The organism is Chryseobacterium sp. PCH239 (assembly GCF_018924625.1).
GTDB classification, from domain to species: Bacteria; Bacteroidota; Bacteroidia; order Flavobacteriales; family Weeksellaceae; genus Chryseobacterium; species Chryseobacterium cucumeris.
The window spans coordinates 4,861,458-4,888,233 of the sequence record NZ_CP073027.1; the positions used below are offsets into that span (position 1 = coordinate 4,861,458).

19 protein-coding genes and 2 pseudogenes are annotated in these 26,776 nt (G+C 36.2%); 16 read left to right on the forward strand and 5 right to left on the reverse strand.

All coding sequences use genetic code 11. The features are described 5' to 3' along the window. Nucleotides 1-59: 59 nt before the first annotated feature. The 5 genes and pseudogenes from KBP46_RS22345 to KBP46_RS22365 all read right to left on the reverse strand — a co-directional run bounded on the left by KBP46_RS22345 (nt 60) and on the right by KBP46_RS22365 (nt 6,174). A pseudogene (locus KBP46_RS22345) lies at nt 60-2,269 on the reverse strand (glycoside hydrolase family 3 C-terminal domain-containing protein). Nucleotides 2,270-2,548: 279 nt separating this feature from the next. After that, entirely contained in the window at nt 2,549-3,358 is an 810-nt protein-coding gene (gene metQ, locus KBP46_RS22350) for a methionine ABC transporter substrate-binding lipoprotein MetQ (protein ID WP_123279673.1), read from the reverse strand. 124 nt (nt 3,359-3,482) lie between these two features. Then, nucleotides 3,483-4,139, reverse strand: a complete 657-nt coding sequence (metI, locus tag KBP46_RS22355; RefSeq protein ID WP_120231802.1) for a methionine ABC transporter permease MetI — start codon at nt 4,137-4,139, stop codon at nt 3,483-3,485. Further along, the gene (locus tag KBP46_RS22360) at nt 4,132-5,160 is read right to left on the reverse strand and encodes a methionine ABC transporter ATP-binding protein (protein WP_216444223.1); all 1,029 of its coding nucleotides are present in this window, start codon (nt 5,158-5,160) and stop codon (nt 4,132-4,134) included. The genes metI and KBP46_RS22360 overlap by 8 nt, the downstream gene beginning before the upstream one ends. Nucleotides 5,161-5,178: 18 nt before the next feature. Continuing rightward, a complete protein-coding gene (locus KBP46_RS22365; protein ID WP_123279670.1) occupies nt 5,179-6,174 on the reverse strand; it encodes an EamA family transporter in 996 nt (331 codons plus the stop codon). 572 nt (nt 6,175-6,746) lie between these two features. Between KBP46_RS22365 and KBP46_RS22370 the strand changes: the two genes are divergently transcribed. The 16 genes and pseudogenes from KBP46_RS22370 (at nt 6,747) to KBP46_RS22445 (ending at nt 26,729) form a co-directional block, all read left to right on the forward strand. Then, complete coding sequence (locus KBP46_RS22370; RefSeq protein WP_120232232.1) at nt 6,747-7,679, forward strand: ring-cleaving dioxygenase; 933 nt, start codon at nt 6,747-6,749, stop codon at nt 7,677-7,679. Nucleotides 7,680-7,738: 59 nt separating this feature from the next. After that, nucleotides 7,739-8,035, forward strand: coding sequence for a GNAT family N-acetyltransferase (locus KBP46_RS22375; RefSeq protein ID WP_047433770.1), 297 nt, complete (start codon nt 7,739-7,741; stop codon nt 8,033-8,035). Between the two features lie 197 nt (nt 8,036-8,232). Beyond that, nucleotides 8,233-9,186, forward strand: coding sequence for a VOC family protein (locus KBP46_RS22380; RefSeq protein WP_216444224.1), 954 nt, complete (start codon nt 8,233-8,235; stop codon nt 9,184-9,186). Nucleotides 9,187-9,191: 5 nt separating this feature from the next. Further along, nucleotides 9,192-9,812, forward strand: coding sequence for an alpha/beta hydrolase (locus tag KBP46_RS22385; protein WP_123279667.1), 621 nt, complete (start codon nt 9,192-9,194; stop codon nt 9,810-9,812). A gap of 123 nt (nt 9,813-9,935) precedes the next feature. After that, nucleotides 9,936-11,546: a Na+/H+ antiporter gene (locus tag KBP46_RS22390; RefSeq protein WP_216444225.1), complete on the forward strand. Its 1,611-nt coding sequence runs from the start codon at nt 9,936-9,938 to the stop codon at nt 11,544-11,546. A gap of 272 nt (nt 11,547-11,818) precedes the next feature. Then, the gene (locus KBP46_RS22395) at nt 11,819-12,130 is read left to right on the forward strand and encodes a hypothetical protein (RefSeq protein ID WP_110010608.1); all 312 of its coding nucleotides are present in this window, start codon (nt 11,819-11,821) and stop codon (nt 12,128-12,130) included. A gap of 10 nt (nt 12,131-12,140) precedes the next feature. Continuing rightward, nucleotides 12,141-12,725 (forward strand): Crp/Fnr family transcriptional regulator, encoded by a 585-nt coding sequence (locus tag KBP46_RS22400; protein WP_202839206.1) that lies wholly within the window; start codon nt 12,141-12,143, stop codon nt 12,723-12,725. Between the two features lie 190 nt (nt 12,726-12,915). Continuing rightward, a complete protein-coding gene (locus KBP46_RS22405) occupies nt 12,916-13,791 on the forward strand; it encodes a pirin family protein (RefSeq protein WP_216444226.1) in 876 nt (291 codons plus the stop codon). Between the two features lie 40 nt (nt 13,792-13,831). Beyond that, the gene (locus KBP46_RS22410) at nt 13,832-14,521 is read left to right on the forward strand and encodes a hydrolase (protein WP_110010611.1); all 690 of its coding nucleotides are present in this window, start codon (nt 13,832-13,834) and stop codon (nt 14,519-14,521) included. Between the two features lie 59 nt (nt 14,522-14,580). Further along, entirely contained in the window at nt 14,581-16,353 is a 1,773-nt protein-coding gene (locus KBP46_RS22415) for an amidohydrolase (protein WP_216444227.1), read from the forward strand. Between the two features lie 179 nt (nt 16,354-16,532). After that, nucleotides 16,533-16,964, forward strand: coding sequence for a DoxX family protein (locus tag KBP46_RS22420; RefSeq protein WP_216444228.1), 432 nt, complete (start codon nt 16,533-16,535; stop codon nt 16,962-16,964). Continuing rightward, the gene (locus KBP46_RS22425; protein ID WP_123279663.1) at nt 16,961-18,328 is read left to right on the forward strand and encodes an alginate export family protein; all 1,368 of its coding nucleotides are present in this window, start codon (nt 16,961-16,963) and stop codon (nt 18,326-18,328) included. Before KBP46_RS22420 ends, KBP46_RS22425 begins: the two co-directional genes overlap by 4 nt. Before the next feature lie 270 nt (nt 18,329-18,598). Then, nucleotides 18,599-19,327 carry a M17 family peptidase N-terminal domain-containing protein gene (locus KBP46_RS22430; protein ID WP_216444229.1) on the forward strand — a complete coding sequence of 243 codons (729 nt, stop codon included), beginning with the start codon at nt 18,599-18,601 and terminating at the stop codon, nt 19,325-19,327. A 145-nt stretch (nt 19,328-19,472) separates the two neighbouring features. Further along, nucleotides 19,473-21,923: a hypothetical protein gene (locus KBP46_RS22435; RefSeq protein ID WP_216444230.1), complete on the forward strand. Its 2,451-nt coding sequence runs from the start codon at nt 19,473-19,475 to the stop codon at nt 21,921-21,923. Continuing rightward, nucleotides 21,916-24,540, forward strand: a complete 2,625-nt coding sequence (locus KBP46_RS22440) for a hypothetical protein (protein ID WP_216444231.1) — start codon at nt 21,916-21,918, stop codon at nt 24,538-24,540. The genes KBP46_RS22435 and KBP46_RS22440 overlap by 8 nt, the downstream gene beginning before the upstream one ends. Nucleotides 24,541-24,603: 63 nt before the next feature. Beyond that, a pseudogene (locus tag KBP46_RS22445) lies at nt 24,604-26,729 on the forward strand (DNA topoisomerase 3). Nucleotides 26,730-26,776 lie beyond the last annotated feature (47 nt).

Consider the following 26,776-nt stretch of genomic DNA (forward strand, 5'->3'; position numbering starts at 1 on the left):
GATCTGTTTGCATTCTATCAAATAATTATAAATAGAGTTTATACTCTTAAATCTCAGTTTTATTTAAGGGTAAACTTTACTTTGGTTTTAATAGCATCGGAAGAATTTCCAATCTGTGCTTCAAAGTCTCCCGGTTCAGCTACCCAATCGTGTTTTTGAGCATCAAAATAACTTAAAGCCGTTTTATCAATAGTGAAACTCACTTCTTTCTGTTCTCCCGGATTCAGATATATTTTTTCAAAACCTTTCAGCTCTTTTGCAGGGCGTGGAACAGAAGATTTTAAATCACTGATATAAAGCTGGGCCACTTCAGCTCCTGCTTTTTTACCTGTGTTTTTAACGGTTACTGTAAATGTAATTTTACCGTCCTGTGAAATAGTAGTCTGGTCTGCTTTTGCCTTTCCGAATTCAAAAGTCGTATAGCTCAATCCATGTCCGAAACTGAAAAGAGGTTTTATATTCTTCATGTCATGCCAACGATATCCTACAAAAATGCCTTCATTGTAAGTAATATTGATGGGATTTTTCTGGTCTTTTCCTTTTCCTGCAGCCAGCTCATCTTTCTGTCCCGGATATTCTCCCAGCTGATGGGCGGAATTGTCTTCAAGTTTTACAGGGAAGGTAAACGGCAGCTTTCCTGATGGGTTGGCATCTCCTGCTAAAATGGCTGCAATAGAATTTCCGGCTTCGGATCCAAGATACCAGGCTTGCACAACCGTCGGAACGTCTTTAATCCAAGGCATTGCCACAGCGTTTCCTGAAACTAAAACCACAGCAAGGTTTTTATTCGCTTTCGCAAGAGCAGAAATCACGTGATCCTGATTATATGGGAGTCCGTAACTTTTTCTGTCGTTTCCTTCACTGTCCTGGAAATCTGCTTTGTTCAGCCCCCCTACAAAAATGACATAATCTGATTTTTTAGCTAGTTCTACTGCTTCATTCAGTAATTCAGCTTCAGAACGGGTGTCTTTTAAGTCCTGTCCGGATTTTACTCCGTTATATTCTCCTCCGATATCGCCCACATACCCTCTTGCATACTGTACATCTACCTGTTTTCCGAATCTGGATTTGATTCCGTCTAAAGGAAGTGTTTCATATTTCACTTTTAAAGATGAAGAACCACCGCCAACAGTCATTATTTTGATGGCATTCTCTCCGATAACCGCTATTTTTTTAGCCTTATTAACATCAATCGGAAGAACATTTCCCTGATTTTTAATAGAACAATTCCTTCTTCTCCGATTTCTTTGGCAACCGCTTTATGCTCTTCGGAAGCAATATTTCCGAAAGGCTTGTTACGGTTCATTGTTGTTTTATAGGCAAGACGAAGTAATCTGGTTACTTTGTCATCCAATTCTTTAGTTCCTACTTTTCCTGCTTTAATCAAATCAAGATAAGGCTTTGCCAGATAATAATTGTCATAGGCATTTTTAGTTCCTGCAGAAAGTCCGTTGGTCCATGAACCGAATTCAAGATCAAGACCATTGTGGATAGCTTGTTCTGTATTGTTTACAGCACCCCAGTCGGATACCACTACGCCTTTATAATTCCATTCTTTCTTTAAAATATCGTTTAAAAGATATTGATTCTGGCTGGCATACTGGCCTTTATACATGTCGTAAGCTCCCATGATCGTCCACGAATCACCTTCTGTTACCGCTGCTTTAAAGGCAGGAAGGTAAATTTCATACAATGCTCTGTCATCCACATTCACATTGCTTGTATGACGGAACATTTCCTGATTGTTTAGGGCAAAATGTTTTACAGAAGTTGCTACGCCATTAGACTGCACACCTTTAATATAAGGAACTACCATTTTGGACGTCAGATAAGGATCTTCACCCATGTATTCAAAATTTCTTCCGTTCAGTGGAGTTCTGTAAATATTAACTCCAGGTCCCAGAAGAATATCTTTTTTTCTGTAGCGGGCTTCTTCACCCAACGCTTTCCCATAGTTCCATGACATTTTTTTGTTCCATGTTGCGGATAAAGCAGTCAGGGCAGGGTAGGCGATAATAGAATCGTTGGTCCATCCAGCCTGATCCCATTCGTCCCACATTACTTCAGGACGAACCCCGTGCGGGCCATCTGTAGTCCAGAATTCAGGAATTCCCAATCTCGGAACACCCGGTGAACTGAATTTCGACTGTGCGTGAAGCATAGCCACTTTTTCTTCCAGTGTCATTCTTGATAATGCATCCTGAATACGCTGTTCTACAGGTTTGGATTCATCTAAATAAACGGGGATGGTAGTATTGGTCTGAGCCATATAAGAAGCAGAAATAAAGGTGAGTAAACTTATAATGACGGTTTTCTTTAACATAATGCCTTTCTATTTGATTAAAAACAAAAATAGACAAAAATTTTATTATCTCAAATTGAGAAAATAAAAAATTCACAAATAAAAAAACTGCCCACCCATTTGCAGACAGCTTATTATTAAATATTGCAGGTGTAAATGCGAAAAAACTGAAGAGAAGTTATCAGGTGAAAAAGAAAAACCCGAATCCACTCTCACAACTCTAATATCCTCAAACCCTCTCACTCATCAATCCCATCCTTTTACCGCACCTCCTTTGAAAATTTCTTTGGCTTTCTTTTCCACTTCGGGAGACTGATAGGCCTTTACAAAGTTTTTTACTTTCTGGCTGTTTTTATTATCTGGTCTCGCAACGACTACATTCACATAAGGTGAGTCTTTATCTTCCACAAGAATACCTTGTTTTTCCTGATCCAGCCCTGCCTGAGCTGCGAAATTATTATTAATTACCCCTACAACAACATCTCTGTCATCCAAAACTCTTGGAATCTGAGCACCTTCGATCTCCATGATCTTCAGTTGTTTCGGGTTTTCTGTAATATCTGTTACTTTGGGAAGAAGTCCCACACCATCTTTCAATTTCAGCAAGCCACTTTTTTGCAGAAGCAGTAAAGAACGTCCTCCGTTGGTAGGATCATTGGGAATAACAATCGTATTACCTGCCTGTAATTCACCAACGTTTTTAATTTTTTTTGAATAGGCTACAATAGGATAAACAAATGTATTGCCTACAGGTACAAGGTTATATCCTCTCTGCTTGGACTGTTCCGTTAAATAAGGAATATGCTGAAAGGCATTGGCATCAATATCTCCGTTAGTCAAAGCTTCATTGGGAACTACATAATCGTTGAAAGGGATCAGTTCCACTTCAAGATTGTACTTATCTTTAGCCACTTTTTTAGCTACTTCAGCAATTTCCTGCTCCGGGCCATAAGTGATCCCGACACGGATAAAGTTCGGATCATCCTTTCTTCCCGAACAGGCACTGAACAGCAATATTCCGGCAGCCACTAAACCAAAAATCTTTATTTTTTTCATTCTATTTTTTTATTTAAATACTATTGAAGCAAAAGAGTAAAAAATGATCTCATTCATCCCCATATCCCGAAACTCGCACCCCGGATCTCAAACACACCCACTCTCAAACTCTCTCACCCAAAAACTACCTGTGATCAAATCTTTTTGACAATCTGTCGCCCATAAACTGAATGATGAAAACCAAAAGAACAAGCAGAATCAAAACGGTATTCATAATAACAATATCATATCCGATATATCCGTACTGGTAACCCACCTGTCCAAGTCCGCCAGCTCCTACAGCACCACCCATTGCAGAGTAACCTACTAAGGTGATCAAAGTGATGGTTGCATTATTGATTAATGAAGGAAGTGCTTCAGGAAGCAAAACTTTTCTGATAATCTGTAATGGAGAAGCACCCAGAGCTCTTGCTGTTTCTATAAGACCATGAGGAACCTCAATAAGGCTGTTCTCTACAAGTCTTGCAATAAAAGGGGCAGCTCCCACACTTAGAGGAACCAAAGCGGCATTTACTCCAATAGAAGTTCCTGCAAGAATTCTTGTGAAAGGAATCATCCATACAATCAGAATAATGAAGGGAATAGCACGGAAAATATTAACCAGAATAGATAATCCTCTATGGTAGGCGGTATTTTCCAGCAGTTGTCCTTTTCTGGTTAAAAATAACATGATTCCTACCGGAAGTCCAAGTACAAATCCAAAGAATCCGGATAAAAATGTCATGTAAACCGTTTCCCAGGTTCCTTTTGCCAAAAGGGCAATTACCGTATCACTAAGCATATCCTTTTACTGTATTTTGAATTTTATTTTGGTTGAAATAATAGATCGCCTGCTGGTTTTCTTCCGCTTCACCCTGAAGCTGTAAAAGTAGTTTACCGAAATTGGAATTTCCAAAATATTCTACATCTGCCTTTAACAATTTATAAGGGATTTTATATTGGCTGTATAGTGTTGAAAGAATCTGTTCAACACTGATGTTTTCGTTAAGTTCTATTTCGACCAGCGGAAATAAACCTTCTTTTGGTTCTTTTTGCAGTCTGCTGCTGAGTTCCTGTGGCAGGGTCATGATGTCTGAATTGATGAACTGGCGGATGATCGGGTGTTCTTTATCCGAAATAATCTCGCTTAAAGTTCCTTTTGTTAATAATTTTCCTTTGTCGATCACAGCAACGTGGTTGCAGACCGATTTGATGACTTCCATTTCGTGGGTAATTAAAAGGATGGTAATTCCCAGTCTCTGATTGATATCTCTTAAAAGCTGCAGAATAGACTGCGTGGTAGCCGGATCCAGTGCGCTGGTTGCTTCATCACAAAGCAGAAGGTGAGGATCATTGGCCAGAGCCCTTGCAATCGCGACTCTTTGTTTCTGTCCTCCGGAAAGGCTTTTTGGATAATCATTGGCTTTATCTTCAAGGCCTACGATCTTCAGGAGTTCGTTTACTTTTCTGTTGATTTCGTCATTGCTGGTATGATCCAGTTCCAGAGGAAGCGCTACATTATCAAAAACAGTTCTTGAAGAAAGAAGATTGAAATGCTGGAAGATCATCCCGATTTTTTTACGCTCCTCAGCCAGTTGTTGGGAACTGAGCTTTGTAAAATCCTTTCCATTAATAATAATTTGTCCTTCATCCGGTCTTTCCAATAGATTTACGGTACGGATCAGCGTACTTTTTCCTGCACCTGAAAAACCGATAATTCCTACGATATCTCCTTTATCTATAGTAAGACTTACCTTATCCAGTGCTTTGAAAGACTGTTTTTTCTGATGAAATGTTTTTGATATGTTTCTGATTTCTATCATTCTGATTTTATATACTTTTTAAATAGGCTGATATCTTCTGCCCGTTCTGTTTAAAAATCTCCTTACTCTTCTGATTTTGACCTTGGCCCGTTTTGAAAGTCTGAAATACTTGGTGACATTGGTTAGAAGTACTCCCAGCAATATGATGAATAAACCATACAGCTGACCTCCATTGATGCTTTGGTGGGCAACAATCCAGCCTGCAATCACGGTTACAATAGGATTGATGTAGGTATGGGTGCTTACCAAAGCAGCGGGTTTTACGGACAGAAGCCAAATGTACGACAAATAAGCGACTATCGATCCAAAGAAGATCAAAAATAGAACCCCAAACCATGCCGATAATGGAACCGCAGAAACTGAAAAATCAGTCCATTCACTTCTGAAAAAGGCGATAATAAAAGAGGCTAATCCCGCTACGATAAGCTGTTGGGCAATATTCATAAACGTAGATTGGGAAGCCGGATTTTTCTTTGAATATAATGAACCCAATACCCAGGCAATGGAGCTTAGTCCTAATACCACAAACGCAGTAATACGCAGGTTTCCATCTGCCAATGCATGGGTATTAGAATTTACACTGCCCTTTAAAAACATAATCAGCCCTACGAAACCGATAATCAATCCTATCGGAATGAATTTATCCGAAAAATAATATTTCCAGTTTTTCTTATCGATAGCAATGAACCAAAATGGTCCTGTTGCAATAGAAATGGCCGCCTCGGAAGCCGTTACATACTGTTCTCCCCAGGCAACAAGCCCGGTTCCTCCGGTAAGAATAAGAATACCGGTTATGGCATTTTTCTTCCAGTTGATCAGAGAATTTGCTTTTTCCCCTTTAGACAGAAGATAACCTATCATCAGAATTCCGGCAACCAGAAATCTTAACCCCGAAAGAATGAATGGCGGAAATCCTTTTAAGCCAAATGAAATAGCTAAAAACGTAATTCCCCATATCACATAGATGTTTGTAAACGCCAATGGAATTAACCATTTGTTTTTAGAATTGCTCATTTTTATGTTTTTAATGTTGTTGTGTTCAATGAAAAAAGGCTCTACCACGTGGTAAAGCCTTTGAAAATATATCTAAATAAAAGTAAGGTCAACCACAGTATTCTTGATGTATAGGCATACACATATCCTTCATCATATTTTTGATGTTATGTTTCTTAATTGAATTATATTTTAATTCTGCCTTCATTTTGTCTTATTTCCTGAATACGTTTGCAAATATATAATATAATTTTTATTAGTCCACTAAAAAGTAGGCTTTTTAAATATTAAATTATTGTTAATGGATTAACTGTATTTAATTCAGTGTTTTATGTGTTTTTATTTTTTGATTATTTTAAAGTGTTTATCGATTTTTTATGCTTTTTAATTCAAATACTATAGAAATTGACCGGTAATTGGGGTTGTGGAAAACATAAAATAAACTGAATTTTTTGAGAATTGTGTAAAGGTTGGTTGTTGGATGTTTAAAAAATAATTTAAATGTGTTTCCAAAAAGAGAGTTTTGCATTTATTAAACTAGTTAAATGCACAGGATTTCTGTTCACTGTAATTTAGCATCAAAATTAAAAGACATGGACAATAGAATTTTAGGTCTGCATCATATTACTGCTATTGCAGACAACGCCAAAAGAAATTTAGATTTTTATACCAAAGTTTTAGGCGTAAGACTGGTAAAGAAAACCGTAAACTTTGATGATCCGGGAACGTATCATTTTTATTTCGGAAATGAAAACGGAACTCCGGGAACCATTCTTACATTCTTTCCGTGGGAAGGAATAGGAAAAGGAACCAATGGAAGCGGAATGGCTACTCATATCGGGTATTCTGTACCCAAAGGAAGTCTTGACTTTTGGAAAAACCATTTACAAAACCTTAATGTAACCACGGAAGAAGGCGAAATATTCGGAGAAAAGATGATTTCTTTTAAAGATCCGGACGGACTTCAGTTACAGTTGATAGAACCATTAGTTGAAGACAACAGAAAAGTATGGACCACGGATGATATCAAAGATGAAAATGCATTAAAAGGTTTTCACAATGTCACTCTAACCTTAAAAAAAGCAGATCCTACCATTAAAGTTCTGACCGATATTTTAGGATATGATTTGCAGAAACAGGAGGGAGAAAGATACAGATTAGCAACTGATGCTATTGATACCGCTAATATTGTTGATATTATTGAAAATGATACCATTCCGGCAGGTAGAAATGCAGCTGGAACCAATCACCATATTGCATTCAGAGTAAAAGATGATAATGTTTTGATGGAATATCGTGAGAAAGCCTTATCCGCAGGACTAAGCATCACACCAAAAATCAACAGAGATTATTTCTACTCACTGTATTTCCGTGAGCCGGGTGGTGTTTTGTTTGAAATAGCAACCGATAATCCTGGATTCACTGTAGATGAGCCTTTGGAAGAGTTGGGAACCAACCTTAAACTTCCTGTTCAATACGAAGGAATGCGTGAGAAAATAGAAGGAGTATTGCCGAACTTATCATAGGTCATCGGTCAGAACTTATAAAGATGCTAATTTTGAATTAACAATTAAAAACAAGAAAAATGGAAAGAACAGAAATAGTTTTAGAAGGAAGAAAAGGAGAGATTCAGCTTTTCTCAGACGATCATAAAGCAGGTAAAATGGACATATCAGTGATTGGAAAAAAACTAACCGTTTACCATACCGAAGTAAATCCGGAATATGAAGGAAAAGGCTTTGCCAAAATTTTACTGGAAAGACTGGTTTCCTACGCAAGAGAAAACGATTTAAAGATTCTGCCGCTATGTCCCTATGTTCACGCACAGTTTAAGCGTCATCCGGAAGAATATAATGATGTATGGTTGAAGGAAGAACTGTAGGGAGTTTGAGAGTCGGGATGCGGGTTTTCGAGATTCGGGTTTTTGAGATTCGAGTTTGAGAGTCTGAGGGGAAGAGGGTTTGAGAATCTTGAGCTAAAAACAGAAGATGAATAAAGTTATTCTCGAACTTATCAACTCGAATCCCGAACCCCGAAATCTCGCCTCCATTATAATAACCAATTAACAATTTTATCACAATGAAACTTATCACAGGATTGCATCACGTTACGGCAATTACGGGCAATGCACAGGAAAATATAGACTTTTATACAGGAGTTTTAGGACTTCGTTTAGTCAAAAAAACGGTTAATTTTGATTATTCGGATGTTTATCATTTTTATTTCGGCGACGAATACGGAACACCGGGAACGATTATGACTACTTTTCCCTATGGTAAAGATCTGATTAATGGCAGACATGGCAAAGGAATGCTTAATACCACTGCTTTTTCAGTTTCTATAGACGCCCTGGATTATTGGATGAACCGTCTGGAGCAGTTTAATATTCCCTTCAAACAGCCGCAGCAAAGATTTTCTGATGAAGTTTTCATTTACCTGGAAGATTTTGACGGACTGGGACTGGAATTGGTTTTTAATGATAAAGACGAAAGAAAAGGATATTACAATGGTTATATTCCAAAAGATTATGCCATCAAAGGAATTCATCATGTGGAAATCTGGCAGGATGCCTATGAAAGAACAGCAGCACTTCTGACGACCCAGATGGATCATAAAGTAATCAAAGAAAGCCCTGACCGATTGAGATTGGGAACCGACAACATGCCGGGAAAATATGTAGATCTGCTTTCTACCCCAAATGCCTTAAAAGGTTTAGCAGGAAGAGGTACCGTTCATCATGTGGCTTTTGCTACTCCCGACGCAGAGTCCCAGCTGGAAATGGTAAAGAGACTCAACGCATACGGATTGGAGCATACCGAAGTGAAAGACAGAAAATATTTTACTTCCGTATATTTTAAAGAACCGGGAGGCGTTTTGTTTGAAATAGCAACTTCAGGCCCAGGGTTCGACGTGGATGAAGAAGCCGCATTTTTAGGTGAAGATCTGCAATTGCCGCTACAGTTTGAAAAAAGAAGAGAACGTTTGAAAGAAGTTCTTCCCAAAATCGATTATCCAACAGAAAAATTCAGATAGAAATAATGAGTCATACTTTAAATATAAAAACAGCAGGAATACCCTTAAATCAGGCGGAAAAAGCTTTGATCATGATTCACGGACGCGGAGGAAGTGCTCAGGATATTCTGAGTTTATCCCAGCATTTGAATGTAAAAGACTATGCGCTGCTAGCCCCACAGGCTTTGAATCACACCTGGTATCCTTTTTCATTTATAGCTCCGGTGGAACAAAACGAGCCGTGGTTATCATCAGCTCTTGAAATGGTTGAAGAGACTGTAAAAGCAGCCGTCAATGCAGGAATAAAACCTGAAAATATATACTTTTTCGGATTTTCCCAGGGAGCCTGTCTTACCCTTGAATTTTTAGCCCGCAATGCTCAGAAGTTCGGTGGAGCGGCAGCTATTATTGGTGGCGTGATTGGAGATAAAATCAACCGTGAAAATTATAAAGGTGATTTTGCAGGGACTCCGGTTTTCCTGGGAACCAGCAATCCTGATTTTCATGTTCCGGTAGAAAGAGTATATGCTACAGCTAATATTTTAAGAGAAATGAATGCGGAGGTAACAGAAAAAGTATATGCCAATTTTGGACATTCTATTAACGAAGAAGAAATTGAATTGGCCAACTCGGTTATCTTTAAATAAGTACTTTTAACTTTGAATATATTCAATAACGGCGGGCTTTAGCCCGCCTTTAAAAAAATAAATTTACCACTGGCTTTAGCCCAAACATAAATGATCAGAACCTGAAATCTAACTTCAAAAAACATGCACGAACAATTACTTTTAATATTAGGCCTTTTATTACTCGTCATGCTGCTGGTGATGCTGGCACAACGGATCAAAATTGCCTATCCTATCTTTCTGGTACTTGCCGGGTTGGGGATCAGCCTTATTCCCGGAGTCCCTGTTTTAAAGCTGGATCCGGAAATTATATTTCTGATTTTCTTACCACCTCTTTTATACGAAGCAGCCTGGTACACTTCATGGAATGATTTCTGGAAATGGAAACGTCCCATCAGCTTGTTGGCATTTGGGTTGGTATTTCTTACATCTTTGGTTGTTGCTTACACTTCACAAATGCTGATTCCGGGATTTACGCTGGCTTTAGGTTTTTTATTGGGAGGAATTGTTTCACCGCCTGATGCTGTGGCGGCCACTACGGTTTTAAAAGGATTAAAAGTACCAAAACGTACCCTCGCTATACTGGAAGGAGAAAGTCTTATCAATGATGCTTCCTCACTGATCGTTTTCAGGTTTGCTCTGGCCGCTGTAATGACGGGTGCTTTCTCAATGCATGAAGCTACAGGACAGTTTTTTCTGGTAGCAGGAATGGGAATTGTCGTAGGAATTGCCGGAGCACATATTTTTTATGCCATTCACCGTTTTTTACCTACAACACCTGCTATTGATGCGGCACTTACCGTAATGACGCCATATATTTTATTTCTTTCTGCAGAACATTTCCATTTTTCGGGAGTGATGGCGGTAGTGAGCGGAGGATTGTTTATGTCATTCCGTGCTCATGAGATTTTCAAAACCGGAACTACCAGAATCAATATGACAGGAGTCTGGAACACGCTTATCTTTGTGATGAATGCTTTGGTTTTTGTATTAATAGGTCTTGAACTTCCTGATATCATCAATGGATTGGGTGAAATTTCAGTAATGGAAGGTATCAAATATGGTTTGGTTATAAGTTTGATTGTCATTGTGGTACGTCTTTTATGGATCTATCCCGTAGCTCACCTTCCAAGGTGGTTCAGTGAAAAAGCCCGCCGTGATCCGAGTCCGGGATGGAAAAACCCCCTGATTATAGGATGGGCAGGAATGAGAGGAGTGGTCTCACTGGCAACAGCACTGTCCATTCCGGTTATGATGAATTCGCAGGCTGAATTTCCTATGAGAAATCTGATCATTTTTATCACATTTGTCGTCATTTTTGTGACATTAGTGTTTCAGGGATTGACATTACCTCTGATTATTAAATTAACAAAAATAGGGGAGATCGATCATATCCTTCCTTCCCATGAACAGCAGGCCGGGATTCAGATGAGACTGGATAAACTTGCCGTTCAGAGGCTTGATAACGAATACAATGAGGTGTTGAACAGCAATAGTCTCCTTGAAAATCTTAAAAATACGCTGGAAAGTGATATCAAACTTCACCAGAATCATCTCAATTCTATCGAAATGTGTACCAACAGGCAAAACGATATGGCCGAATATCATAAAGTAATGATGGATATATTTGCCTTACAGCGAAAAGAACTCTTTAAAATGAAACGCGAAAAACTCTTCAGTGATTACGAGATCCGAAAAGCAGAATCACAACTGGATCTGAATGAATTAAAAATTACAGGAAATAAGCATTTATAGAGATATTACGAGATGGGGTTTCGGGCCTGAGAGTCATAGGGTTTGAGTGTTGTTAGGGTAGAGCAGGTTTCCAGATTCGGGTTATTGATTGGGTGCATTTGGGAGTAAAAGTGTTTAGATTTCTACGAATGGAAAAACTAAGCACTTTATCTATTCACACACTATGTCATTCCGCAGAAATCCAAATCGTCAATTTACCCTTTACATAAACAGTATAAACATTAAACTCTGAACCTTGAACCTTGAATTTTAAACTTTAAACCTTCAACAACATGAAAACATTACATTTTTTAGTCATAGGAAAGAACCAGGAAATTCTGGATACTTTAAAAAGAATTATAGAAAACAATGAAGGCTGGACAGCAGAAATACAAAGTGATGAAAATTTCTGTTATGAATATATAAAAGAAAATGTGGTAGATATTGTCCTTTTAAGCTCTGGATTGGAAGAAGATTTTGAGAAAGATATAAAAATATTCTGTGCCGGTTTGGATAAGGACGTTAAAGTAATCGATCATTACGGAGGAGGAAGTGGACTTTTAAAGAATGAAGTTTACAGTCTTTTTCCTAATTTGCAGGGATAAACCTGACGCCATGTTTGAAAATATCATCAAAAATATTACACGATTTATTTCAATCACTCCTGAAGAAGAAAAAACCTTTACAGATCTGCTTGTTTGCCAGTCGTTTCCAAAGAAAACGGTTTTGCTCAGAGAAGGAGAAATCTGCCAGTTTGAAGGGTATATTCATAAAGGATGTGTGAGAATGTATTGTTTGGATGATAATGGTTCCGAAGTAACGTTACTGTTTGCCATCGAAGATTGGTGGATTAGTGATATTGCATCATTTCATGAACAGAAGCCTTCTAAGGTTTTTATCGAAACACTGGAAGATTCTGAAATTTATATGTTGAATACTACAACAAAAGAAAAACTGCTGCAGGAAGTTCCCAAATTTGAAAGAGTTTTCAGAATGCTGGTTCAGAGGAACCTGGCAACCCTGCAAAGCCGACTGGTGAATACCATTTCCAAAACCGCATCAGACAGATATCTTGAGTTCATCAAAGTATACCCTTCCATCCCGCAAAGAGTAGCACAATACTACATTGCTTCTTACCTTGGGGTTTCAAAAGAATTTGTAAGCACCATTAGGAAGCGTCTTGCTTCAAAGGAGAAATAAATCTTAGTTTTTTATACTTGCAGATTGCAGAGATTTCAAAAAAAGCAATCCAATATACTTCATACTGCCAGATACAAAAGTATCCGGCATTTTTTTTTGCTGAAAAGTCATTTATTAAACTAGTTAAATGTGCAGGGTTTCCGGTCTCTCTAAATTTGTCTCATCAAACAAGAACAAATAACAATCTGATATGGACAGAAAAGATTTTTTAAAGAAAGGATTATTGGGAACAGGAATGTTTGTAGCATCAGCTTCTTTGGCAAGCGCTATGAAAAATGATATCGATGAGATCGAACCACTAGAACCGATCGGATACAATCATCTTCCCAATACAGAATCAAAAATAAAAGAAAACTCTGTGATCCACAGAGCTGATACAAGAGGGAAGGCAGATCACGGATGGCTGTTGAGCCAGCACACTTTCAGTTTTGCCAATTATTATAATCCTGAAAGAATGCACTTTGGAGTATTGAGAGTCCTGAATGATGATAAAGTGGAAGCAGGAAGAGGTTTCGGAACCCACCCTCACGACAATATGGAAATCATCAGTATTCCTTTGGAAGGTGACCTTGAACACAAAGACAGCATGGGAAATACAGCGGTGATCAGAAGCGGAGATATTCAGGTCATGAGTGCAGGAACAGGAATTATGCACAGCGAATTCAACAAAAACAGTGATCAGCTGGTAAAATTCCTTCAAATCTGGATTTATCCGAAAAAAAGAAATGTGACACCAAGATATGATCAGATTACATTAGATAAAACCAAAGGTCATAATCAATTTCAACAGATTCTTTCCCCCAATGCAGATGACGAAGGTGTATGGATCCATCAGGACGCATGGTTTCATCTGGGAACTTTTGAGGAGAATAAAGAAACACAGTATCAAATCAGAAAAAAAGGAAACGGAGTCTATGCTTTTATTTTGAAGGGAAGCGCAGAAATAGGCGGTGAGATTATAGAAGAACGAGATGGATTCGGAGTCTGGGATATTCAGGAAATTACGATCAAAACCCTTCAGGAAGGTACAGAAATCCTTTTAATGGACGTACCGATGACACTATAAAAATTAAACAAAAATAACAACTCTTAAATTTTAAATTATTATGAAAAAATTAATCCTATCATTTGCAGCTGGTTTATTATCATTAACTGCATCAGCTCAAAACCCTGGAAAATCATTATTAAATCCTACCAATCACGCAGTAGTACTCATCGACCACGAAGGTCAAATGGCTTTTGCAACCAAAAGCATCAGCATGGAAGAGTTAAGAAACAATGTGGCACTGGTAGCAGGTGGATCAAAAATATTCAATGTTCCTACAGTAGTAACAACGGTGGCAGAAAAGTCATTCAGCGGGCCTGTTTTTCCAGAAATTTCAGAAGTATATCCGCAAGCAACCAGTGGATATGTAGACAGAACTACCATGAATACATGGGAAGACGTTAATGCCCATAAAGCCATTACAGGAAAAAATAAAAAGAAACTGGTTTTCGCAGGATTATGGACAAGTGTATGTATCGTAGGACCTGTATTATCAGCGATTGACGAAGGTTACGATGTATATGTAGTAACAGATGCTTCTGGGGATATTTCTAAAGAAGCGCACGATCAGTCAATCACCCGTATGGTTCAGGCAGGAGCACATCCTATCACTTCTGTGCAGTATGTATTGGAACTACAGAGAGACTGGGCTAGAAAAGAAACATATAAACCTGTTAATGATCTGATGAAAAAACATGGTGGAGCTTACGGTATTGGAATTCAGTATGCTCAGGAAATGTTAAAACACTAATGGGACTGTTTCGGCAGGCTGAAAGCCTGCCGAAACCTTCAAACTTAAATATTGAAATTATGAAACTACTGAATATACTTACCCTTTCCACAGTTTTGGCAGCAGGAATTCTGAATGCTCAGAAAGCAGACATGATCATTACCAATGGTAAGATTACCACAATGGATGATAAAAATCCGGAAGTACAGGCTGTTGCCATCAAAGACCATAAAATCTTACAGGTAGGAACCAATGCCCAGATTTTAAAATTAAAAAACGGCAATACAAAAGTCATTGATGCTAAAGGAAACAGAGTCATTCCCGGATTATTTGACAGCCATTTACATGTAATCCGAGGAGGAAGATTTTACAATACCGAACTTCGTTGGGATGGTGTGAAATCTTTAAAAAGAGCTTTGGAAATGCTGAAAGAACAGGCTCAGAGAACACCGAAGGGACAATGGGTAAGAGTCATTGGAGGCTGGAATGAATATCAGTTTGAAGAAAAAAGACTTCCCACACTGGCTGAAATTAATGAAGCTACGGGAAATGTGCCTACTTTCATCATGTATCTCTATGGAAAAGCCTGGCTGAACAAAGCCGGATTAAAAGAACTGAATATCAATGGAGATACCCCAAACCCTGCTCAGGGTTTAATTGAAAAAGACAATAACGGAGATCCTACAGGATTATTGGTGGCAGAACCGAATGCATTTATACTTTATTCAACATTAGCGAAACTGCCGGAACTGAAAGAAGAAGAAAAAGTAAATTCTACCCTTCAATACATGACGGAACTGAACAGATTGGGAGTGACTGCAGTAATGGACGCAGGTGGAGGATTCCAGAATTTTCCGGATGACTACGGAACAACAGATCAGCTGAACAAACAAGGGAAAATTACCGTTCGTCTTCCTTACTATTTATTTGCCCAGAAAAAAGGATCTGAGCTTGCCGATTACACCAAATGGATTGGAATGGTAGAAATTGACGACCATGGTCATAATGATTTTAATGAAATCGATTATCATGTCAACGGTGGAGGGGAAAACCTGGTATCAGACGGAGCCGACTTTGAAAACTTTCTTTTCCCAAGACCCGAACTTCCGGCTACGATGGAGAAAAATATGAAAGAGGTGGTAAGTCTTCTGGTAAAAAACAAATGGCCTTTCAGAATTCATGCGACGTATAATGAAAGTATAACCAGATTTTTAAATGTCATTGAAGAAGTAAACAAAGAAACTCCTTTGAACGGATTAGTATGGTTTATCGACCACGCAGAAACCGTTACCGAAGATAATATGAAAAGAATCAAAGCGTTGGGCGGAGGAATTGCAGTACAGCACAGAATGGCGTATCAGGGAGAAAGCTTCATCCACAGATATGGTAAAAAACCAGCTTTGACATCTCCTCCGGTGAAAAAAATGCTGGAAATGGGAATTCCGGTTGGATTAGGAACAGATGGAACAAGAGTCGCAAGTTATAACCCATGGGTAGCTTTATACTGGATCACCACAGGAAAAACAATAGGAGGAACTCAGGTGATGGGTAAAGAAAATACGCTGGACAGAAAAACTGCTTTATCACTTTCTACTTACGGAGGATACGAACTCATTAAAGACTATCAGAAAGGAAAAATACAGAAAGGATACTTTGCAGATCTTACCATTCTGGATAAAGATTATTTCACAGTCAATGATGAAGACATCAAAAACATCACCTCAAAATTGACGATCGTAGACGGAAAAGTCGTGTACGGAGATGAAACCTACAAAACAGCAGCTCCGGCACCACTTCCAGTCATCCCCGACTGGTCACCTGTAAAATATTACGGAGGCTATCAGACAAAATAATTTTTTAGCCACAAAAGTTTTTAATTATTCAAATCAATCAACGTTCCAACTGAAGGGGTGAAAATTCCCCTCCTTTGGAGGGGTGTCAAAAATTCAAAGAATTTTTGACGGGGTGGTCAACCCAGCATTAATACAATCACGACAATCAATTTAATTCATAGCTAAAATTTATTCCAATCATGAAAAAGTTAATCCATATCATCACCAATACCAATCCTGGAAGAAAATTAACAGATGCTGCCCTTCTAGCTTTCAGAATCTTCCTTTCTGTAGAATTAATCGTAGCACACGGATTAAAAAAAATAGGAGTAGGCGTTTCAGAAGCAGAGCAGGTACCCAACCCGCTGCATCTTCCTGAAGCTTTCAACAATCTTTTTGCTGATGCAGCCAATCTGGTATTTCCGGTATTTGTGATCTTTGGTTTTTTCACAAGAATTGCAGTATTACCAATCCTGGCAGTGACCCTTACAGGATATTTTATACTTCATTGGAATGATGCTTTATTGGTGAAAGATACACCTTTTATGTACAGTTTATGTTATCTGTTTTTACTGTTTATGGGAGCTGGAAGATATTCGGTGGATCATTATTTAACAAAGAAATCATCATGAAAAAACTGATCGCCATTGTACTGTTGCTGCAGATTTTTATTCCCGTTCAAATTTCTGCTCAGTTTAAGCTGATGAGGTTTGATGAAGATTATGCTTCCTATAAAGACTCTGCAAAAACTTTTTACAACTCCATCAAATACATACCGATTGCAGAAAAAAGCAACAATTATCTTTCATTGGGAGGAGAAGCAAGACTGGAATTTGTAGACTTTAATAATGAAGATTGGGGAAGAATGGGAATTGGAAGCAATCCTTTTCTGATTCAAAGATACAGTGTACATGCAGATCTGCATCTGGGCTCAAGAGTAAGAATTTTCGGACAGGTGAGAAGTGCATGGGAAAATGGAAGAAAGAATGGTCCGAGACCTATTGACGAAGACCATTTGAATATTCAGAATCTTTTCATTGATGTTGATATTTTGAAAAATGATAAAGAAAAGTTGACCGTACGTGCCGGAAGACAGGAACTTGATTATGGAAGCGGAAGACTGATCTCAGTAAGAGAAGGTCCGAATTTAAGACTTTATTTTGATGGATTAAAATTCATGTACAAAAGAGGGAACTTCAGATCTGATGCCTTTATGATGGCTGCCAGTGAAATAAGCCCGGGAGCATTTGATAACAAATCTTCAAAATCAATCAACCTTTGGGGAAGTTACAACACATGGATTATTCCCAGAAGCGGAAATCTGGAGCTCTATTATCTGGGGATTCACAGAAAGGATGTACGTTTTGAAGATGGACTTTCCGATGAGAACAGACATACTTTTGGCGGAAGATTCTGGAAATATGGAGGAGGTTTTATTTACAATTTCGAAGCAGCCTATCAGTTTGGGAACTTTAATAAAGGAAATATCAGTGCATGGACGGCTTCTGCAGACATCGGATATATGTTTGAAAATGTAAAAGGAAAACCGACCATCAACCTTAGAAACGATTATATTTCAGGAGACAGTAATAAAGGAGATGGAACATTGGGAACATTCAATCCATTGTATCCGAAAGGTGGGTATTTTGGATTTAATCCTCAGATTGGTCCGGTGAATTTAATTGATATCCATCCCTATGCAACTATTGATTTAGGTAAAAAAATAACGGTGCAGGCAGACGTAGTTTTCAACTGGAGATATTCTATCCAGGACGGGATTTACAGACCCAGCGGAACACTAAACCTGGCGTCTTCCAACTCAAAAAAGAGATACATCGGAACCGCATTTTTAGGAAGTTTCAATTATAAGATCAATCCATTTTTAACCTTTAATACAGGAATACAGTATTTCAATACCGGAGCTTTCATTAACGATGTAATCGACAACCACAAAGACGGACTCTTCATCAATTCCAGAATTGTATTTAAATTTTAAACACACACAAGGAATTTGAAATTTGAAAATGAGATCATTTGAAAATAAATTGAACAATTATCCCACATCAATGCACCTCTCCATCACAGAAACTACCTTTGAAAAGAAATAAAATTAGCCGGAGCGAAGCGACTCGCGCCTTAACAACATAAACCTTAAAAAAACTTTGCGCCCTTGCGTTATTCCAACAAACAAAAATTAAAACCCGCAACAAAAATAACCCGCAACTCGCATCCCGAACCCCACAACAAACAACAAAAAATAAATCACATGAAAAATACACTAAAACAATCACTGGTAATTGCAGCTTTAGCATTATCTACCTTAAACTTTGCACAAACTACAGCCACAGCTCCTGCAAAAACAACAGCCATCGGAACTTCCAAAACCTGGGGAACCGTAGACGGAATCTCCATGATAGGATTGGTACAGGGCCCATCGTCTGCTGACGCCCAGCTTCAGGTAGCCTGTGTTTTCGAATATACAGAAGGTGACATCTTCAGTGCTCAGGCATTGCCGGCAAAACTGAACGGATTGGTTCACCTGGATGAGGCCTTAAAAGGAGAACTGACCAACCTTAGAAAAACAGGACAGTTTCAGGGACATTCCTTGGAGACGATTTTAATTACGCCTCCTGCAGGATCGATGTCTGCAAAGAAATTATTGCTGATCGGTTTAGGTGACCGTAATAAATTCACCCCTGATTTAATGACTTCCGTAGGCGAAGTGGCAGCCCGTGAAGCTATGAGATTAGGCGTTACCAATTTTGCATTCGCCAGCGATCTGAAAGATGCCGGAATAGATTCACCCACCGCTTTGGTAGCCGGAAATGTAGTAAGAGGAATCGTACATGCCAACCGTTCTGAAAATTACCTGAAAGAACACAAATTATCCACCACCAAAAAATTAGAAAAAGTATATCTTCTGGCTGGTCCTGCCTTCTTTGAAACCGCAGGCGGAGGAATTTCCGATGCCATTTCAGAAGTAAAAAAGAAATAATGAACTAGTTTCATTACATTGTTGATCCGGCCCTCTTTTTATAAGGGGGCTTTTTTATTGTGGAAACCCGTAATTTTTATGTATTGAATTTTATTATATTAGTTAATTAAACTAAAAAAATAATCAACTGAAAATTTATAAATATATGGAACATATAACTGATACTGAGCGAGAATCTGATTTGACTACATCTTTGGAAATTCATTTAAATGAAGAATATAAAGTAAAAATAGAAACTGGAAATCAATTTAAAAATTCTATTTTTAAAGACGTTTATAAAAATGCTCTTAAGAATGTAATCGAAATAATTAAACAATCTGAAAAAGAATCTCAGTATGATGATTTTAATAATATTATTGCATTTACGGGAGAACGAGGAAAAGGGAAATCTTCTTCAATGATTTCATTTAGAGAATCATTAATTGACAAATCAAAATCTGATCATACTGATTTTTTTAAAAAAGATGAAAATGATTCTAAAATTGATTATGATTTTATTCAAAATAAATCTTTTGCTGCAATTGATATTATTGATCCTTCGCTTTTTAGAGGGGGAGAAAGTCTCTTTGAAATTATTTTAGCTAAAATGTTTCAAAAATTTCAGGATGCATTAAAAATAAAAGTTTTGCTAGATGAAGATCGCCGTAATTTAATAAATCATTTTCAAGAAGTTTTCAAAAACTTACAAATTATCAATTCAGATAGACAAGATATCTATAAAAAAGAATCTATTGAAGCATTAAGCAAACTTGCTACAAGTAGTAATTTAAAGGATAAATTTAAAGATCTTGTTAAAAATTATCTAGAAAAATTTGAAAAAGGTAAAGAATACTTAGTCATAGCAATAGATGATTTTGATTTAAATACTGAAGGAGCTTATTTAATGCTGGAGGATATTAGGCAGTTTCTAATACAAAAAAATATAATTTTATTAATTGCTTGTAAAATCGAACAACTCAGGGATGCTATCGAAATTTATTATAAGGAAAAGAATAATGTTAACGAGATAGATAATAAAATAAATAAATATTTAGAAAAGTTATTACCTTTTAAACGAAGATTAATATTGCCCGATGTACAAAAGATAAAAAATTTAGATTTGAAAATATTAGATAATAGAAAAGAATTGTTTGATATAAAATCATCGGATTTATCTAATGTTTTATCTAGTGTTTTGTTTGAGAATTTTGAAGTTTATCTACCAATATCGTTTCATTATAACAATTTTTATCCACATACAATTAGAGAAAGTCAGAATTTTTTTAATGTTTTGCAAGAAGAAAAAAACTATAACTTACTAAAAAATTACTTGCTTTTAGAAGTCAATAATAAAAAAATTTATAATGAAGTTTTTCTTGAAATAGAGGATTCAGATAATGTTTATTTGAATTTATTAACTATTCGAATTTTAAATAAAACTTTTGGTGTGCAAGAACTCAAGGGTTACTCTTCAAGTAAACTTCCAGAAAAAATATCTATTGGGGATGTAATATTTGCTCTTCTAACATATGAAAAGAGGTTATTCTTTGATAATTACAAAGAAGTTGCTTTTCTAGATTATTTAAAGCTTTATTATTTTATAAGGATAAGGGATATGAAAGATAAGGCAGTGCAAAATAATATGTTGAAATATGGATTTGTGAATGTAGATTCTAAAATAATGTCAGAGGAAGAAGGTACAAAATCAAGAGATTTCGTTGAATTTAAGGGAACTATTGATTTAAAAAAAATGAATACTGAAGAAAAATTTATTTTAAGCCAATTTATGTTTATTTTAGGGGATAATAAAAAAACATATAGAAATGAGTTTGAAAAAGATCATTTAGTAAGTTCTTATAAAAAAGGTATTCTATCTCCTTTTTCAATATTTCATAATATGATTAATATTGATGTCTTACATCATATATTTAAGTTTGATAAAAGTGATAATTTTGTTAAATTAAACATCGAATGGTTTTTAAAGTCAAAATTTATAACCCAATTATTCAATCCCAACTTTACCATTGCTTTTTTGTTTGAGCTAAATAAATTTAGAAAATTAGAGGTTAAAGAAAAACTTCCTAATAATTATTTTGATACAATTTGTTTACTATTTGTTTATGGTTCTGTCAAAAGTCTAGAAAATATAAAATGTAATAAATCAATTATCAATGATTTTCTAGAATATCCTATAATTAAAACTTTGATACTAGCCTTTTTATCTAGAAATAAAATAAATTACAAAGTTGTTAACGATATAAATAATAATCATAGCTTATCAATTGATAAATTGGGTGAATTAAAAATTACGGATCATTTGATTGATATTATAAATAACCTTTATGACAGTTTTGAACCTGAAGAAATGGAAAACCAAGATTTAGATTTAATTAAAGAAAAACTAAAACTTTTACATTCGAGAATAAAGAAGAATCCAAACTATAAGATCATAACACTATCAACAATTATCAATGAAATAAAAGCTATTGATGAATTTCATGAAGTGGTTGATGAGTTATCATCATATCAAGATGGTATTAAAAGCGGAGAAGAAGATATTGTTAATAGAACTAAAAAAGAATTAATTGACTATCTAAAAAATAAAATAAATGGATAATCTTCGTAAATCAATCCGTTTATTATTTACAGATTATTGTTCAGATTTTATTTTATCAAAAAAGGATTCAGAAAAATATATTAATGTAAATAGTTTTATTGAAAAAGGCTTTAGAACTTTTTCAAACTATTCCGTAGATGAAATTCAAAATGTATATCAAAAACTTGATTCAGATTGGTTTCATGATGTCCATCAGGAAAAGAATAAGAACTATTTTCATATTTTAAATCATTTTACTTCTAAAGTTTTAATAGAGCAAGATTTAGAACCATTTGTAATATATGAACATCTGTTAAAGTGGAGAGATTTATCTTATTATATTGGAGAAGATATACTTACCACTTCTTTTTATGCTTGTTTAGATAATAGATCTAGAAGGCAGAGAGATTTTTTTGCTTGGCGACCTACTGCATTTTCGGATAATAAAAGACTACATCAACTTTTAAAAAAGGGATTGGCAGAAAATCACTTTCATCTAAAAGGCTCAGGACCTGTTTTTGATTTAAGTTGGATTAATATAATGAACCATCCAATCTCTTTTGAAAAGGCATTTGTAGATCTGAAGAAAGAAATAAGCCTATTAACAAAAACTTCCAATGCATCGGAAAGCTCAAAAAAGGAATTAAAAATACTTGTTTATAAAGCTGCTTATATAAGATATAAGTTGTTTAGGTTAGTAAATAAAATAGATGAAAGTAAAGAATTTACTATTGATATAGCTAAAGAGAGCAATTCATCAGCTTCTTTTGATCTGTTGATGAATATGCATGAGCTTTCAAAAAATATTGAAGTGTTAAGATATGATTTGGGGCATCAATTTGAATATAAGGGTAATGTAGAAATAATAGATTACACCATTCCTAAAAACATTCATATTCAAAATCTTGAGAAATCTTATGTGTTTTATGGAGAACGAAAACTATTATATAATTGCTTTAAGTTAATTTATTCTGGAGATAAAAAGTTTCAATCATCTATTTATCTATTCCATGCCTATTTGTTAATTAAAGCCCAGTTTAGAGCAGAGCTTATTCAGGTGAATGATAAAGTTGGTTTTGGTAATTTCTCGATGTATCAGGACAGAAAAGAATTTTTTTTACCTGATGATTCTATATATCATACAGCATTTATGAATTTGGCTGTGCATGATACTAAATCTCATAGTCAAATCAAATCTTTTGAATTAAGAGTTGCTCCAAAGGATAGCGTGTTAAAATTAAAATCAAGCTTAGAAGGTTATAATAAAGCTTTAGATAGGCAGGCAATATTATCAAAACAATTAAACCGTTCATTATCTGATGATAATACATTTGATTTAAAAAAGCATAATATATTTTATACAATACATTATATTAAAACAAGAGATAGTAGAAAATACTCTGATTTATCAGAAGAAGTATTGTGCAGACATCAAGATTTAAGGATAGAAATAAAGAAACAATCTATAGCCATAAGCCAGTTGAGAGAAGGCTATTCTGAAATTTCAGATTTGATCAGAGGAATTGATGCAGCATCTAGTGAATTCAATGCAAATCCAGAAGTTTTTGCACAAGGATTCCGCTATTTGAAGAATCATAAAATAAAAGGGTATTTTAACCATTTAAAAGATAAACTGGAAGAACCTAAAATATATGCAACTTATCATGCAGGAGAAGACTTTTATGATTTGGTAGATGGTTTGCGTGCCATAGATGAAAGTATCAGATTTCTAAATCTTACACAAGGAGATAGGATTGGGCATGCATTAGCATTAGGAATTGATGTTAAAGAATATTATGCTTTCAAGCAGTTTAAATTAATGCTTCCTAAACAGATGGTATTGGATAATATTGTTTGGTTATTAGCCAAAATTAGAAAATTTGGTATTGGAATTCATCGAAATGAAGTGAATCGGCTTGAGAAGCTGTATGAGAATTTATTTTATGAATTATACACAGCTAATTTTGATAAAGGAAGCTTGCTAGAACAAAAATATATTCATCATACTACCTATTTTGATGCCTGGAAACTTCGAGGTGATGATCCTTATTTATATTTATCAGATTTAAATGATGATATTTATATAAAACCTAATTTGACTTATTGGGAAAGATGCCGAATCAATGAAGAATATCCTAAAAATAAAAATATCCGAAACAATATAGATATAAAATGTCTTTATCAACAGTATCATTTTAATGTGAAAATTAAAAAAGCTGGCGCTCTGATTAAGCAATTTGAAATATCTCATGCTTATATGGAATTGGTAGAAGCTGTTCAGTTTAAAATGATGCATGAGTTGAAGAATAAGAATATTGCCATTGAAACTAATCCTACATCAAACTATCTTATTGGAACTTTTAGAAGATACGCAAAACATCCAATTACTAAATTTTTTAATTTGGGACTAGAGCTAGATCACGAAAAGATAAGGAATTGTCCGCAACTTTCAGTATCTATAAATACTGATGACCAAGGAATTTTTTCTACCTCTTTAGAAAATGAGTTTGCATTGATGGCAATTGCTTTAGAAAAAGAAAAAGATGAGAATGGAGATTTGAAATATAACTCTTCTATGATTTATGAATGGCTGGAAAGAGTGAGATTAATGGGTATAGGGCAGAGTTTCAATACTTAGAGCTAAATTAGCAAAAGTCAAAAAAAATCCCGATTTTTGCACTCCTTCAATAAACCCGAGTTCATGAAATTATGTATTGCCGAGAAACCCAGTGTTGCCAGAGATATCGCCAAAGTATTGGGCGCTACCACGCCTAAACAAGGCTATATGGAAGGAAACGGCTATTGCGTAACATGGACGTTCGGACACCTTTGTACTTTAAAAGAACCACACGACTACGGTCCACAGTTCAAATCCTGGAACCTTTTTTCACTGCCGATTATTCCCAGCAGCTTTGGAATCAAGCTGATCCCTAATAAAGGTGTTGAAAATCAGTTTAAAGTCATTGAAAAATTAGTTGAAGAATGTGATGAGGTCATTAACTGCGGGGATGCCGGGCAGGAAGGAGAACTGATTCAGCGTTGGGTATTGCAGAAAGCAAAATGCAACAAACCGGTTCAGCGTTTATGGATTTCTTCACTAACGGAAGATGCTATTAAAGAAGGATTTGCAAGTTTAAAACCTGCAGAGGATTATAAAAATCTGTATCTGGCCGGAAATGCCAGAGCCATAGGAGATTGGTTATTGGGAATCAATGCTACGAGACTTTTTACGAAAAAATTTGGGGGAAATAAAGCAGTTCTTTCCATTGGAAGAGTACAAACTCCTACATTGGCGATGCTTGTGCAGCGTCAGAAAGAAATTGATGCTTTTACCACAGAAGAATATTGGGAACTGAAAACCAAATACCGTGACGTTATTTTCAACGCAGCGATTGATCGTTTAAAAACGTTGGAACGTGCAGAAAAAGGGCTGGAATACCTTAAAGTAAATCCATTTGAAATCGTTTCTTTCGAAATTAAAGAAGGAAAAGAAAAAAATCCACGACTTTTCGATTTGACCGGACTTCAGGTAGAAGCCAATAAAAATATGGATATTCAGCAGAAAATACCTTGAATTATGTGCAAAGTCTTTACGAAAAAAAGCACGTAACTTATCCCCGTGTTGATACCACCTACTTATCAGACAGTTTATATCCGAAAATTGCAGGAATTCTTCAGAAAATGTATCCTTATCAGGATCTGATTGCTCCGTTGCTGGAAGCTCCGATTCCAAAATCAAAAGCGGTTTTCGACGATACCAAAGTAACCGATCACCATGCGATCATTCCTACGGAAATTCCGCCTTCTCAGAATTTGAGCAGAGAAGAAAAACTGATTTATGATCTGATTGCAAAACGTTTTATAGCAGTATTCTATCCGGAATGTAAAATTTCCAATACTTTGGTAGAAGGAAAAGTAGGAACCATTCCTTTCAAAACCAGTGGAAGACAGGTTCTTGAAGCAGGATGGAGAGCCGTTTACGCCAAAGAGCCTAAAGAAGAAACCACCGATAAGGAAAAAGAAAAAGAGGAAGAACAAACCATCCCTGAATTTACTGTAGGAGAAACCGGACCCCACGATCCGATGATTCACCAGGGAAAAACAACGCCTCCAAAACCTTATACCGAAGCAACACTGCTGAGAGCGATGGAAACTGCCGGAAAACAGGTTGAAGATGAAGAATTGCGTGAAATGCTGAAAAACAACGGGATCGGAAGACCATCTACCCGTGCCAACATCATCGAAACCCTTTTCAAAAGAAAATACATCGAGAAAAAAAGAAAAAATCTGATCGCTACCCAAACCGGAATCCAGCTGATCGATACCATCGAAGACGAACTGTTAAAAAGCCCGGAACTGACCGGAGAATGGGAATCCAAACTTCGTAAAATTGAAAAAGGAGAGTATGAAGCTAATCTTTTCAAAGAAGAACTGATTCAGATGGTGACAGAACTCACTGAAAAAGTGGTGTACGGAAAAGGAAAAGTAATTACCCTCCAGGAAGAAGAAAAAGAAGAAGTCAAGGAGAAGAAAAAAAGAGAACCTGCGCAGAAAAAAGAACTTCAGTCCTGGGAAGAAACGAAATGCCCGAAATGTAAAGAACATAATCTGATCAAAGGAAAAACCGCTGTAGGCTGCTCCGATTTCAAAAACTGCGGTTTTAAAATTACGTTCGAAATCTTCGGCAAGAAACTATCCGATAAACAACTTTTAGATTTGGTATTAAAAGGAAAAACTTCAAAATTAAAAGGCTTCTCTACTCACCCGGAAGCAATCACAGAAGGTGTTTTGACTTTAAGTGATGATTTCCAGGTGCAATTGAGCTAATCAATAGTATACTTGGTCCAAATTATCAACTACCATTTGGAAAAAAT